Here is a 14410-nt window from a genome sequence, read left to right on the forward strand (position 1 = left end):
TGACTAATGACCAATGACTAATGACTAATGACTAATTTTGCGATCGCCACCCCAGAGCGACCTTACTAGTTTATCTGTTAATTGGGTGCCAAAAAGTTGGGCGGCAAATTTATTACCTGGGTCGCGTTCAGCGGAGATTCGGCGTAGTAATAAGTCCCGATTTGCTAAAGTATTCCGTGCATCTTCTGATACAGGTTCGGCTGCGTCTACCCAAGTTAGCCAGCGTTCTAGTGTTTCGAGTGCAACTGTGCGAGTGATTTCGAGGGTATCAGAAGTAAGTGCGCCAGTGTAGCAAAGACTAACGGGGGATTGAAATAAGCGAACGTATACGCTTTTGCTAGTAAATGCCTTGAGGCGCGTTTCGTCTTGTAATTTTAAAAATGTTTGGTTGACTGGTTCGTAATAGCGATCGAGATATGCTAAATCGGTTAAAAGGTCAGTCCGAGCAACGTAATCTATATAAAATAAAATCTCTGCATTTGGAAGCGTGCCAAACTCAAATGCCAAATGGGGAACATCGATATGCGGCGCTAACCAAATGGTGAGGCGCATGGTGCTAAAGTTAGATTTTTCGGGGTTTCCTAACCATGAATGCACTAGCCAATCAATTTCTTTTCCTGAAAATGCACCCAGAGAACCTTTAATATTGCCGTCAAGACTGCTGTATTCCTGTAAATCAGCTACAGAAGGGTCTGGATTTAATTCAAAACGAGATTCTAATTTTTGGCGGAGTTCTTTTGTAATATTCCACAACTGCTCAAATACAGTTTTATTGTCTAGATTGGTTGGTTGCTGAGTCATGGTTGGGGTTGGTTAGTTTTGTATCAAGTATTGACGCACCGCGTAGGGGCGCACAGCTGTGCGCCCCTACTGTATTCTAAAAGGAGGATTTATCTATTACTTTATGTCTGCTTGCCAAAAACTACGGGAATTACTAGCGCGTCCAGAAATTATTGTAATTCCTGGTGTTTATGATTGTTTGGGAGCCAAGTTAGCCGAACAACAAGGTTTTGATGTTGTAGCTACTAGTGGCTTTGGAATTGCGGCTTCTGTTTTGGGTTTGCCAGACTACGGCTTTGTCACGGCTACGGAAATGCTTTATAGTGTGGGGCGGATTGCTCGATCGATTAATATTCCCCTAATTGCTGATTTGGATACGGGTTATGGTAACGCTTTAAATGTGATTCGCACGATTAAAGATGCCGTACAGTTAGGCGTTGCTGGGGTGTTGTTAGAAGATCAGGAATGGCCGAAAAAGTGCGGACACTTTGAAGGGAAGCGAGTGATTCCCCAAGCCGAACACGCGGGAAAAATTCGTGCCGCAGTCGAAGCGCGTGGCGATAGCGGTTTGGTAATTATTGCGCGGACTGATGCGCGTGCGCCGCTGGGTTTAGAAGAAGCGATCGCTCGCGGTCGAGCTTACATTGCGGCGGGAGCAGATATACTATTTGTGGAAGCTCCCCAATCTGTTGATGAGTTAAAGGCGATCGCTGCTGCTTTTCCTGATGTACCATTAGTAGCTAACATTGTTGAAGGTGGTAAAACTCCAGAAATTTCTACAGATGAATTACAAAAATTAGGTTTTAAAATTGCATTTTTCCCTGTTACTGCTTTACTTGCTGTCACACAAGTAATGAATAGCTGTTTGAAGCATCTTAAAGAACAGGGAACCACAGCTAATTTGCCCAACTTGGTTAACTTTAAAGATTTTCAAGAACTTGTCGGCGTGCCTAAATATCTGCAAATGGAGCAAGATTTTAAATAAGAATTCAGAATTCAGAATTCAGAATTTAATTACGGGCTATTTCCCTTAGTCTGAGAATTACTAATAGAAAATCCTCGACGCGTAGGTTTAATACTAGCTAACTCTACCTTAAAATTTACCTTATCTTTCATTTCGCCACTTCTCGCTTCCAAAGTCCAATTACCAAGGCGTAAATTCCAAAATACAGAATTAGCTGAATTTGTATCTAACTTTTCCCCGTTTAACCACCACTCTATAGGCGCAGATTTATTTCCTGCTAATTTGAATTCTAATTTTTGCTGTCCTTGTTCGCCTGGATAGAGTAAAAATACATCGCCATGATGGGGAGATAAAATTCTCAAATTATCAGAAATTAAATGCGATCGCTGTTGTTTTGCCAACCATTCATCATACTCTGGCGGCAAATCAAATTTATTTTCAGCTTCGTAATTATTTTTATCTTCTGGATAGAAATATTCTTGTACCACTGAGGTACAATCTGGTGTTGGTTTTAAACCAGAAATCGCACAAACAGGTAATTGTATTAAACCTTCTGGAGATGGAAAAGCTGCTGGTTCTTGATGTTCGTGCAGATGTAACATAATTCGATTCCACAGAGGCGCTGCACCCGTAACACCTGAAACCTGACGCATCGGTTCGCCATTGAAATTACCTACCCAAGTAGCGACGGTGTAATCTGTAGTAAAGCCAACTGTCCAAGTATCTCGAAAATTAGAAGAAGTGCCAGTTTTAACAGCAGCAGGAAAAGGCAAATTTAACACCGAGTCTACACCAAAAGCTGTTGCACGAGCATGATTATCGCTAAGGATATTAGTAATTAATTGCCAAATTTTTTGGTTAGAAATTGTAGAGAAGCGATTCCTCGCGTCTGTAGGAATTTGGGAATCAGAAAATGTGCTTACTAAAGGAATAGCCTCTCCAAATCTTGCCATAATAACGTAAGCCCTGGCTAATTCCCAGAGAGTGACTTCGCCGCTACCCAAAGTCAAACCTAAACCATAATGTTCTGGAGTTTGATTTAAATGTTCAAACCCTAATTCATGGAGACGTTCTAAAAAAGTTTCCACGCCTACTTTTTCTAACACGCGCACTGCGGGTACATTGAGAGAATTTGCTAAAGCGATTCGTACCCGCACCGGGCCGAGAAAACTTTCGGTATAATCTGTTGGGCTATAAAGTTTTGCGCCGGGAATTGCGTAACGAGCCGGTAGATCTGCCAAAATGGTGTTTGGGCGAATGAGATTTTTTTCTAAAGCGAGTTCGTAAACAAAAGGCTTGAGAGTAGAACCTGGTTGACGTAGCGCCTGTACTCCATCATTGCGTCCGAGTTTGGCTTCATTAAAATAATCCGGCGAACCGACATAAGCCAAAACTTCGCCGGTGTGGTTGTCAATTACCAACGCGGCTGCATCGTGGACGTTGTTAGCAGCCAGAGAAGAAATTACCTGCTGTACCTGTGCTTCGACAAATTGCTGCAAAGGACGATTTATAGTCGTGCGAATAATAGAATTTTCTTTTGTTTGGTTTTTATCAAACTGATTTGCTAACCAAAATAAAAAGTGTGGTGCAGCGATAATTCCTTGCTGGCGAGATTGAAAGACAACTTTTTCGGTGGATGTGCGTGTGGCGTTCGTCGCAGACGTTGGCGCAGCCATCGCCTCACTCACATACCCTTCCTGTACCATACGATTAAGCACATATTTTTGTCGCTGCTTTAACCGTTCCCAATGTTCGTAAGGATTAAAATAAGTGGGATTATTAGGAATAGCAGCTAACAAACTCGCTTGGGCAAGATTCAAATCGCTGGCTGGCATAGAAAAATAAGTCCGTGCCGCAGCTTCTACACCATATATATTCCCTCCCATTGGCAAGCGATTGATATATGCAGAGAGAATTTCATCTTTATTCATCCCTGCAACTAACCGCCAAGATAGCCAAATTTCTTGTAGTTTACCTGACAAAGTACGCGGCACAGGATCTAACATCCGCGCTAACTGCATAGTAATAGTAGAAGCACCAGAAACAATTCGTTTGGCGTGGATAGCTTCTTTAATAGCGCGGACAACTGCTTTCATATCCAAGGCGCCATGTTCGTAAAAGCTAGCATCTTCAGCCGCTAAAATTGCTTGAATAAACTGCGGCGAAACTTGATTTAGCGGTATTACTGAGGTATGCTCTTGGTCGCGTGTCAGTAACGTACCTAATGGTAAATTATTGCGATCGCTAAATTGCATTGCTAATTGATTCTGCGCTATATCTACCGCACGAATTGGCGCAAAATAAGGTAACAAACGCACCACCAAACAGATTACCAGCACAGCCAGAATTATCTTAACGTGCTTAATTCGTAAAATTCCTTTCATCACTACCCAACCAAACTTACCTTAATTCTGACGCAACCCTTAATAACTAACTTCTAATTACTTAGCAAATATAAATTAATATTCCCAAATATTCAACACTTCTTAATAGTTAAGAATTGTACTCATTTCTTGGAACAATCCCACTCAATTAGTTATCAATATAAATAAACTCTCCTCTACCTCCTCTCTGCGCCTCCGCGTCTCTGCGTGATTATTTTAAATTCCTAAAAATATGCTTATCAAATTAATCCAATATCTTCTTATTCTCACACTTTCACTAACCATATCAGCCTGTAACTTTTTCAATATCACCTCAACCAAAGAACAACTCCCAACAGTCTCCCCTCTCACCCCCCCAAAACTCCCAGACTGGATTGAACAAATAAGTCCCACCGGAGATGCCAAACCCCTCAATCAAATCCGCATCCGTTTCAAAGAAGCCTTAATTCCAGTAGAAAATCTTGATAGCCCAGAACAACAAAAACTACTACAAAAATTTGCACTTTGGCCGCCTTTACCCGGAGAATTTCGCTTTTTAACACCGCGTATGGTAGGATTTCAAGCTCAAAAAGCACTACCAAAAGCCACCCGATTACAAGTTACTCTTAAATCAGGTTTAGCCGATTTAAAAAATCATCGCCTAGACAAAGATTTAGCTTGGACATTCAATACCGAATCTATCAAACTAAATAATTTACCCGGCGTCAACCCCATCGAAAAAGCTGACGCACAACCAATCGACTTACAAGAAAAATTACAATTTACTTCCAACGTAGAATTAGATTTAAATTCCGTACAAGAACATTTACAGCTAATTCCTGAAGGAAAAAATCAAGGTGTACGTTTCAAAATCGAATTAAACAAAGAAGAAAAACGGTCTGAAGATGAAGAACCTTTAGAACAATTCGATCCTTCCGCACGCAATTGGATTTATAACCTCACCCCACAACAAAATCTCGAAAAAGCAACCCGTTATCGCCTAGTATTTTCTCCCGGAATACTTCCTGCTTATGGCAACCTCCCAACAGAAAAAGAATTTGCCAGCAAATTAGCAACTTATTCGCCTTTAGCATTTAAGCAAATTAACTTTTACGGACAGCCAGATGCAGGCGGAACTTACGGACGATTTCTAAAAGGCAGTCCCCAGTTAGAATTTAATAATATTTTAGTAGCAGATTCCGCAAAACAAAATATTACGATTAATCCCGCACCAAAAGATATCGCCAGACTTCTCCAAGTCAACGACGAAGATACAATCGTCGGCATCAATCCTTATGCACTAGAACCAGCAAAAACCTATACAATTACTATTAACGGCAACCTCAAAGATAAATTTGGGCAGACTTTAGGTAAACCCGTCACTCTTAAATATGATACAGGAGATTTAGCCGGGGATATCTGGATACCATCAGATTTAAATATTTTCCCATCAGGTAAAGACTTACAATTAAATATTAGTACGGTAAATCTACCAGAATCAAAATATAAAGCAGCTTACCAAGTAGTTAAACCAACAGATTTAGTTTATTTTAACTATAGTAACGATTTCTTACCCAAACCTGATGAATGGCAAAGTTTCAAAGTGTCAAGTAAGAAAAATCAATCAATTGATGTAAACGTTCCTCTGCGAGAAAAAATAAAATCTCCTACAGGAATGTTAGCTTATGGAGTACAAGCCCGCACGAATAAATATCAGGAAAACGGCAAAGAATTGTGGCGCGAACCTACAACTTATGGCATGGTTGAACTGACAAATTTAGGCGTATTTACTCAATGGTTTCCAGAGTCAGGCTTAATTCGCGTCAATCATCTTGATAATGGTTCGCCAGTAAAAGCAGCTAATATTGAAATTTATCAATCAAAATTATTAGCAAAATCGCGTCCAGAACCTGTACCTTGTGCAACAGGTACAACTGATGAAAATGGCACTCTTAGAGTTAGTAGCGAACAATTACAGCAATGTAACACTGAAAATCAAAGTTCTGTTAAATCGCCGCAAGTATTAGTAATCGCCCGTGAAAATCAAGATTGGGCATTTGCGAGAACCGAAGAATATAGCGGCGTTTATGGCTACGGTATTGATGCCGGTTGGCAAGATAACAAGCCAGAATCTCGCGGCGTAATTTTTTCAGATAGACAGTTATATCAACCAGGTGAAAAAGCTTGGTTGACTGGTTTTGCTGACTATTTACAGAATGGTGCAATTCAGCAAGATAAAAATGCTGTTTATCAATTAACTCTTCTAAACCCTGATGGACAAAAGACGAATTTAGGAACGCAAACGACGAATGAATTTGGTACGTTTTCTCTAGAACTACCTATCCAAAAAACTCAACGCTTAGGCTACTATACAATCCAAGGCAAAGGAAAGAATGGGCAAGAAATTTCAGGTGAATTTCGGGTGGCTGAGTTTAAACCACCCAATTTTAAAGTCGAACTCAATTTAGATAAAGAATTTGCTCTCATTGATGAGAAAGTCAATATTAATGCCACCAGTAATTATTTATTTGGCGCACCCGTAGAAGGTGGAGAAGCAAAATACTTTATCACTCGCCAACAAGCTAATTTTATTCCCAAAGGTTGGGATGAATTTAGTTTTGGTAGACAATGGTTTTGGCCGGAAGAATCTCCTACTGTATCTAGCGATGTCTTGCAAACTAATGCCCAACTAGATGCAAATGGTAAAAGTAGCCAAACTGTGACTGTGGCTAAAGATTTACCATATCCGATGACTTACCGAGTTGATGTGCAAGTTGCAGATGTTTCTAATTTGTCTGTAGCCAATTCTCAAACTTTTACAGCTTTACCAAGTAATCGTTTGATTGGATTAAAAAGTAATTTTATTGCTGATGCTGGTAAGGCTTTACCCATTGAAGCGATTGTTACTGACCCTACAGGAAAATTAATTACAGGTCAACGTGTACGGGTAGAATTACAACAGATAAAATACAGCAGTGTCACACAATTAGTTGAAGGTAGCCGGACACCAAAAAACCAAGTTGAATATAAAACAGTCCAACAAGCAGAAATTACATCTGATATTAATCCACAATCGCTAAATTTAATACCCCCCGAATCTGGTTCGTATCGTATTAGAGCTAATTTTAGCGACAATAAAGGCGAATTAAGCGCCACAGATTTACAAATTTGGGCAACAGGAGAAAATCCAGTATTTTGGGGTTCGAGGGAGAAAGATGTTTTAGAAGTGAAGCTAGATAAAAAAGAATTCAAACCAGGCGAAACTGCTACTGCATTAATTCAATCTCCCTATCCAGATGCAGAATTATACTTTGCTGTTATTAAAGATAAACCGCTTTATCAACAAATAACTAAAGTTCAGGGAGGCGCACCACAAATTCAGTTTCAAGTGACGCCAGAAATGTTACCCAATGCAGCTGTCGAAGCTGTATTAGTAAGGCAAGGTAAACCAATTAACCAAGTGGAAGCAGGAAGTTTAGATAATTTGGTGAAAATTGGTTTTACACCTTTTAAAGTTAACTTGGAAGATAAGTATTTAAAACTGCAAGTTAAGCCACTGCAAGCATCATTAGAACCTGGTGCAGAGGAAACAGTCCAACTAGAATTAAAGGATAATCAAGGAAGCCCCACCAAAGGACAGTTTACAGTGATGGTGGTGAATGAAGCGGTGTTACAGCTTTCTGGTTATCGTCCGCCAGATTTAGTAGATACAGTTTATGCAGAACAGCCGATTTCTACTCGTTTTAGCGATAATCGACCAGATGTCATTTTACAACCACAAGATGTAGCGAAACCAAAAGGTTGGGGTTATGGCGGTGGTTTCTCAACTGGCGCAGCAAATACTCGCACTCGCACCGATTTTCAAGCTTTAGCTTACTACAACGGTTCTGTTCTCACCGACGCTAATGGTAACGCACAGATAACCTTTAAATTGCCGGATGACTTAACTACATGGCGGGTGATGGCTGTGGCTACCGATGGAAATCTGCGTTTTGGTAATGGCGATGCGACATTTATCAGCACCAAACCATTGCTAACTAATGCCATCTTGCCACAGTTTGCCCGTCCAGGCGATCGCATTCTCGCTGGTTTATCCGTCACCAACAACACCGGAAATACCGGAAATCTCTCAATTAACGGCGAACTTGGCGGTACAGTTAAATTTGCCGAGAAAAACCCCACGAGTACTGCTTTACAAACTAAAGCTGAATCTGCAACTCAAGCTTATCGCTTTCCAATGGTTGCTGATAGTGTGGGAGTCGGGAAAGTTCGCTTTACCACTCAGCTAAATAATACAGCCGCAGATGCTTTTGAAGTACCTTTAGAAGTTAAGCCAATTGAAATTACAGAACAAGTTGTAGAAACTGGTGTAACTACAAAACAAGTAAAAATTCCTCTCAATGTTGATAAAAATACCTTTCCTGATGCAGGAGGTTTAGATATTCAATTGGCGAGTACTTTGATTCCCGAAATCAAAGCACCAGTAAAACAGGTTTTAGAAGATAATGATTTACCTTTCGCAGAACCAGCAGCAAGTCAATTAATAATTGCTGCAAATCTCCAAACTATTGCACAGAAATACAATCAAACATTTGCAGAATTCAATTCCAGACAACAAGCAAATCAAGGAATCGAACAATTACAAAAATTGCAAATTGCCGATGGTGGTTTCGCTGCTTTTCCCGGACAAGAAAAATCTGACCCTTGGGTTTCTTCTTATGCTGCTGAATCTCTGGTAAAAGCAAATCAGGTGTTTCCCAATTTAGTTGATGCTGGAATGTTGTCTCGCCTCAAAGCTTATTTGCAAAAAGTTTTAGCCAATCCTGGAGAATACGATTTTTGTAAACAGCAACTATGTAAAAGACAACTGCAACTAAAAGCTTTAATTGCCTTGTCAGAACTGGGTGAAAAGCGCAACACTTTTCTGGCTGATATTTACGAACAGCGCAATAATTTTGATTTAGTCACTCAAATTCAACTAGCACGATACTTATCTCAATTCCCAGAATGGCAAAACGAATCTCAACAATTAGTAAATAAACTGCAACAAAATATCTATGAAACTGGGCGCACAGCAGTTGTAAGTTTACCATCTAGTTGGGGATGGATGAGTTCATCTACAGCGACGCAGGCGGAAGCTTTACGTTTATTTATTGCCAAACAAAGTAAACCCGAAGTAATCGATAAACTATTCCAAAGTCTTCTGGCATTGCGGCGGAATGGTACATGGCAAACTGATTATAATAATGCCCAAGCTTTAACAGCTTTGGTAGAATATAGCCAACTGCAACCTACACCACCGAATTTTGTTGCCACAGTACAATTAGCTGGGAAAAAGTTAGGAGAAAATCGTTTTGAAGGCTATAAAAATCCTAGCTTACAGCTAAATACGCCGATGAATCAATTACCTCGTGGGCGTCACGATTTAACACTCCAAAAATCAGGTAATGGGAGTTTATATTATCTGGTTGCTTATAATTATCGCTTGCAAGGAAATCAACCAGGTAGATTTAATGGCTTACGCATAACGCGAGAAATTAGTCAAGTAAATGAAGAGAAAGTATTACAAAAAACAGGTCTTTATGCTTTCGATAAACCCTTGACTTTAGCAGCAGGACAAGTGTTTGATATTGGTTTAGAAATCATCGCCGATCGCCCCGTAGACCATATAGTAATAAAAGACCCACTACCAGCAGGTTTTGAGGCGGTGGATGCAAGTTTTCAAACTGCTACGGCTGCATTACAAGCAAAAGCCGATAGCTGGGAACTTGGGTTTAGGAATATTTATCGCGATCGCATTATCGCCTACGCCGACCACCTCGAACCAGGAGTTTATAGTCTGCATTATTTAGTTCGTTCTGTCACACCTGGAACATTTTCTTGGCCTGGTGCCCAAGTTCACCTGCAATATGCACCAGAAGAGTTTGGGCGCACTGCTGAGTCTACATTAATATTGGAGGATGGAAAGTAATTATTTATGCCATATTTTGCTACAACAAATCTAAAAATCTTTCCAAGTCTATACGAGCCTGTTTTAAAATCTTGGCTAGGGTAGAACGCTTAACTGGTCGATGAGCTGGAACAGTCAATTTTAAAACTTCATCTGGTAAGGTTTTTTCCAATCTAATATGACTACCTCGCTGGCGTACAACTATCCATCCATCCCGTTCTAAAGCAGTGATAATCTGAGTGTAGGGTAAATTGGGAACTTTACTCACAGTACCAATTCCCTCACAATTACTCCTTCTTGAGTAATCAATTCATCTTCCAATGGCTCTAAGTAAAGTTCTATTGCTTCTTGGATATTCTCTAATGCTTCTTCCACAGTTTCTCCTTCACTAATACAACCAGGAAGTGAAGGAACATAAATAGTATATCCACCTTCGTCACTAGGTTCTAATACAACTTTGAGTTTCATAACTTGGCAATGAACTTACTTTTCTATTTTTAATGATTTTTGGCGATGAGTTTGAAATTGTATCTCATGGAATTGATGCTGAACCGACTCGTTCAGTGTTACATCGCAGTGCTGCAACTCTGGCAATTGACTGTGGGGAATTTTAAGCAGCAGAAGGTTTAATTGCGATCGCTCAAGCGTTCTCCTCTATATGACCGACAGTGTAAAATCTTAATTACTCAAGTTATCTAGGTGGTACTGGAGCGATCGCTACATTTTCTCCATTTACACTTAAATGAGTTGCTTCTATTACTTGACCGTAGCTGTTGCGACTGCCAAAACCCTGAACCTGAACTTTATCGTTTCCCTGAATCATATTCACAAGTTGCTCGCCAACATGGGGCGGAAACTTCACTTCTACACCAGAGGAGAGGATCAGGCCATTCAGTTCTCCCCGATGTCCAACCAGCCAATTCTGGGCAGTTCCCTCAGCAGCAAGACTCGTGTAAGTATTAGCTTTGTTGACAGGTGGTGGTGGAGGAGCCATTGGAGATTGGGCAACAATTGTCTGTTGATTCTGTTGATTGGTGATTTGGCTTGCCTGGACTTCCTGACCAAAGCGAGTGGCTACACCAGCCTTACCAGCAATTCTCACATCAGCACCTGGAGCGATCGCGTTTGTCAGTTGGTTAGTTAGATGAGGTGGAAACTTCACCTGAAGTCCATTTTTGAGTAGTAAGCCATCAACTTTACCTTCTGGATTGAGTAAGTATTGTTGTACTGTGCCGGTGTAGGATGCAACAAAGCCGTCTTCGGGTGCAACTGGAGAAACAATTGCCGCAGGCAGTGTCCGTCCGGCGATCGCTGAATTAACTTTGAAGTTAAAATAAGCCCAAACACTTGTTAAGGCGATCGCTACCCCAACTATTCCACTGCTAACAATTAAGCGGAGATTGTGGCGGCGAATCTGGTTTTGAGTATTTTGAATACGCATAAGTTGTAATGCCTCCTGAAGATTTTCTGGAGAAATACCTGCTTCTGTTGCAGCTTGAACCAGTTCCGAAGGTGTATAGTCATGGGATTTTTCTCCTTGGAGTTGGGCTGCTAGGGCAAATAATTCTTTTGCAGTTTGGTTCGTAATGCGATCGCTTGAATGATTCATATTGCAACCTCACTAAAAATTACACATCCTTAAAGTGCAAAAATCGTGCCAAAGATACAAGTTAACTCAGACTAAATCGAGCAAGATAAAAACTAGTTCTGGCATCTTTTATTTTTTTTATGGTTTTGCGACGCTGGACACTGCGGCAACAACTCACCATCTTGACAGTGCTGTTTCTAGGCTTTAGTGGATTAGCATTGTGGTTGGTCATCCAACTGTTTGAAAGTCTCGAAGGGACGGTAATTGCCCGGAATCAGCGCGAGCTTGCTAGTGCTAATACACGATTGATTAAGTTGTTTTGGGAATCGCGGCTGGATCGTACACAAATCCCAAATGCAAGTTTAAATAAGTCTTTGCAAAGTATATCAACAGACGCTTTGGCAAATTTTCCCCGTGTAGAAGGCGGATTCTATCTTCTGGGTGGCGATCGCCTCTTGGGATATGCTTTCCCGACTCATGGCGGGCCAGTGCCAAAAACTGATATCCCACCTGCGGAGCAAGACTCGATTTTGCAATTGACGCGACAAGCAACTAGTCAAGGATTACCCCAAGAATTAGTACTGCGACCAAAGTTAGACATTCTGGTACTGCGAGCCGATCCCCTACCGCTATGGGGTGCTGTGTGGACAATGAAACGGATGCCGCGTACTGAAGATGGACAGCCGAAAATTCTCAGTGGCTTGATAGTGGTGGGAATTCTGATTATCGGTGTATGGACTTTTGCTATTGCCGTGCAACTTCAAACAGGCGTGCAAAGATTACAAGATAGCCTCAAGGCAATGGAAGTAAATCCCAAAGAGCAAATTCCACCTCTCCCCGCAGAGATGGGATTATTGGGAACTGCCATCAATACAATGCAATCTCGCCGTCAAGATTTGGAGCAACGCTTGCAGCGAGTAGGGCGTTTGGCCTCTTTGGGACAGATGGTAGCGGGTGTTGCCCATGAAGTCCGCAATCCCCTGGCTAGTATGCGGTTGAATTTGCAATATACACAACGCCAACTCCAGAAACAGGAGATTACTAATTTGCCGATTGCTAGTTTGCTCGAACAGGTGGAGCGTTTGGAGTCTTTGGTGCAGCGACTTTTGTACTTCGATCGCAACCAACAGGAAATTCCCAGCCTGACTTCACTCGAAGCGATCGCCTGTGAATCAATTGCTTTGTTACGTTTAAAGGCCCAAGAATGTCAAGTCGAATTAGTTTATCATCCTCCTGCTCAACCCCTAGGGCAAACCTCACTACGTCGGCGCGAACTCGGACAAGTATTGGTGAATTTGATTTTGAATGCAATTCAAGCTAGTCCCCAAGGCGAGCAGGTAAGCATCGGAGTTACACAAGATTGTAACTATTTAGTTGCCTGGGTTGAGGATCGAGGACAGGGATTATCTGCGGCTGAAAAAGAGCAAATTTTCGTGCCGTTTTATTCCACCAAGCCGGAAGGAACAGGACTAGGACTGGCAATCAGTCATGAAATTGTTACGCGTAATGCAGGGTATATCGATGTAAATTCTCAACCGGGATGTACTCGCTTCAGTATTTATCTACCTGTTTTTCATGAGGATAGCAAGTGCAATGGCAAAAATTCTGATAGTTGACGACGAAAAAGCCTTAAGACAGGCGATCGCTCAAATTCTTTGCAGCGAAGGTTATGAAGTTGTAGAAGCAGCAGATGGAGAGCAAGGATTAAAGTTGTTGCAAGATGCTGCCAGCCGTCCCGATTTGGTGTTTTTAGACCTCAAGATGCCCAAAACCCAAGGCATGACTGTACTCAAGCATCTAGATCAAAAGCTATTTGAGTTGCCAGTAATTGTGATGACAGCCTACGGAACTAGCCGCACGGCCATCGAGGCGATGCAGTTGGGTGCTTACGATTACCTAACCAAACCCTTTGACTTAGACGAATTGGTTAACCTGACAGCCAAGGCCTTAGCCCATCACCAAGAACCAATGTATCAAGTTAGTGAATCTACATTGCAGGCGGGACAAGAGGAATTATTAGGGCGATCGCAATCAATGCAATCTGTCTTTAAGCTGATTGGTCGTATTGCTCCCACAGATACAACGGTCATGATTACGGGAGAATCCGGTACAGGTAAAGAACTAGTTGCTGCCACACTTCATACTGCCAGTCCTCGCAATAAAGCACCTTTAGTCAAAGTTAACTGTGCCGCACTCCCAGAACATTTATTAGAGGCAGAATTATTTGGACATGAGAAAGGGGCATTTACCGGGGCGAATCACCTGCGGATCGGTCGATTTGAGCAGGCAAATAGCGGCACAATTTTTTTAGACGAAGTAGGAGAACTCAGTCCTGGCATTCAAGGTAAGCTGTTGCGAGTCTTGCAAGACCGTTCCTTTGAAAGATTGGGCAGCAATCAGACACGCACAGTAGATGTCCGAATTATTGCCGCCACCAATCGCCATTTAGAGCAGATGGTACAACGAAATCAATTCCGCGAAGACCTATTTTATCGCTTAAATGTTGTGCGGATTGAATTACCTCCGTTGCGCGATCGCCCTGAAGATTTAGAACAACTTACACAACACTTTCTCAACACCATTGCCGTGCGACGGGGCTTAAAACGATTGGCCTTGGCTGAGTCGGCAATCAATAAATTACGCAATTATGCTTTTCCTGGCAATGTGCGCGAGTTGCAAAACACTTTAGAACGAGCAGCGATTCTCTCTGGCGGACGCACAATCTTACCCGAACATTTAGTTTTTAGCCAAAAGGATGAGTAATC

9 protein-coding genes are annotated in these 14410 nt (G+C 41.6%); 4 read left to right on the forward strand and 5 right to left on the reverse strand.

Annotation, left to right across the window (positions count from 1 at the left end; genetic code table 11):
• Positions 1-24: 24 nt before the first annotated feature.
• Positions 25-801, reverse strand: coding sequence for a red chlorophyll catabolite reductase (locus NSTC745_RS25890; RefSeq protein ID WP_445633542.1), 777 nt, complete (start codon positions 799-801; stop codon positions 25-27).
• Positions 802-904: 103 nt separating this feature from the next.
• Here NSTC745_RS25890 and NSTC745_RS25895 point away from each other — a divergent pair, with 103 nt between their 5' ends.
• The gene (locus tag NSTC745_RS25895; protein WP_445633543.1) at positions 905-1765 is read left to right on the forward strand and encodes an isocitrate lyase/PEP mutase family protein; all 861 of its coding nucleotides are present in this window, start codon (positions 905-907) and stop codon (positions 1763-1765) included.
• 29 nt (positions 1766-1794) lie between these two features.
• On the opposite strand, the gene pbpC is transcribed toward NSTC745_RS25895, so the two are convergent.
• Positions 1795-4128: a penicillin-binding protein 1C gene (pbpC, locus tag NSTC745_RS25900; RefSeq protein WP_445633544.1), complete on the reverse strand. Its 2334-nt coding sequence runs from the start codon at positions 4126-4128 to the stop codon at positions 1795-1797.
• Positions 4129-4360: 232 nt separating this feature from the next.
• Here pbpC and NSTC745_RS25905 point away from each other — a divergent pair, with 232 nt between their 5' ends.
• Positions 4361-10078 carry an alpha-2-macroglobulin family protein gene (locus NSTC745_RS25905; RefSeq protein WP_445633545.1) on the forward strand — a complete coding sequence of 1906 codons (5718 nt, stop codon included), beginning with the start codon at positions 4361-4363 and terminating at the stop codon, positions 10076-10078.
• Positions 10079-10097: 19 nt separating this feature from the next.
• On the opposite strand, the gene NSTC745_RS25910 is transcribed toward NSTC745_RS25905, so the two are convergent.
• The 3 genes from NSTC745_RS25910 to NSTC745_RS25920 form a co-directional block, all read right to left on the reverse strand.
• A complete protein-coding gene (locus NSTC745_RS25910) occupies positions 10098-10325 on the reverse strand; it encodes a type II toxin-antitoxin system HicA family toxin (protein WP_445633546.1) in 228 nt (75 codons plus the stop codon).
• On the reverse strand, positions 10322-10525 hold the full coding sequence (locus NSTC745_RS25915) for a type II toxin-antitoxin system HicB family antitoxin (protein WP_193914219.1): 204 nt from the start codon (positions 10523-10525) through the stop codon (positions 10322-10324). Before NSTC745_RS25915 ends, NSTC745_RS25910 begins: the two co-directional genes overlap by 4 nt.
• A gap of 223 nt (positions 10526-10748) precedes the next feature.
• Complete coding sequence (locus NSTC745_RS25920; RefSeq protein ID WP_445633547.1) at positions 10749-11666, reverse strand: hypothetical protein; 918 nt, start codon at positions 11664-11666, stop codon at positions 10749-10751.
• 119 nt (positions 11667-11785) lie between these two features.
• Between NSTC745_RS25920 and NSTC745_RS25925 the strand changes: the two genes are divergently transcribed.
• The gene (locus tag NSTC745_RS25925) at positions 11786-13261 is read left to right on the forward strand and encodes a sensor histidine kinase (protein WP_445633548.1); all 1476 of its coding nucleotides are present in this window, start codon (positions 11786-11788) and stop codon (positions 13259-13261) included.
• Entirely contained in the window at positions 13239-14408 is a 1170-nt protein-coding gene (locus NSTC745_RS25930; RefSeq protein WP_445633549.1) for a sigma-54-dependent transcriptional regulator, read from the forward strand. The genes NSTC745_RS25925 and NSTC745_RS25930 overlap by 23 nt, the downstream gene beginning before the upstream one ends.
• Positions 14409-14410: the final 2 nt, after the last annotated feature.

It is taken from the genome of Nostoc sp. DSM 114161 (assembly GCF_052692665.1).

What these genes read in the sequence shown, in the direction of transcription:
- NSTC745_RS25915 (WP_193914219.1), bottom strand. Translation starts at nt 10,525, where the DNA reads ATGAAACTCAAAGTTGTATTAGAACCTAGTGACGAAGGTGGATATACT.
- NSTC745_RS25920 (WP_445633547.1), bottom strand. Translation starts at nt 11,666, where the DNA reads ATGAATCATTCAAGCGATCGCATTACGAACCAAACTGCAAAAGAATTA.
- NSTC745_RS25905 (WP_445633545.1), top strand. Translation starts at nt 4,361, where the DNA reads ATGCTTATCAAATTAATCCAATATCTTCTTATTCTCACACTTTCACTA.
- pbpC (WP_445633544.1), bottom strand. Translation starts at nt 4,128, where the DNA reads ATGAAAGGAATTTTACGAATTAAGCACGTTAAGATAATTCTGGCTGTG.
- NSTC745_RS25895 (WP_445633543.1), top strand. Translation starts at nt 905, where the DNA reads ATGTCTGCTTGCCAAAAACTACGGGAATTACTAGCGCGTCCAGAAATT.
- NSTC745_RS25925 (WP_445633548.1), top strand. Translation starts at nt 11,786, where the DNA reads ATGGTTTTGCGACGCTGGACACTGCGGCAACAACTCACCATCTTGACA.
- NSTC745_RS25890 (WP_445633542.1), bottom strand. Translation starts at nt 801, where the DNA reads ATGACTCAGCAACCAACCAATCTAGACAATAAAACTGTATTTGAGCAG.
- NSTC745_RS25930 (WP_445633549.1), top strand. Translation starts at nt 13,239, where the DNA reads ATGGCAAAAATTCTGATAGTTGACGACGAAAAAGCCTTAAGACAGGCG.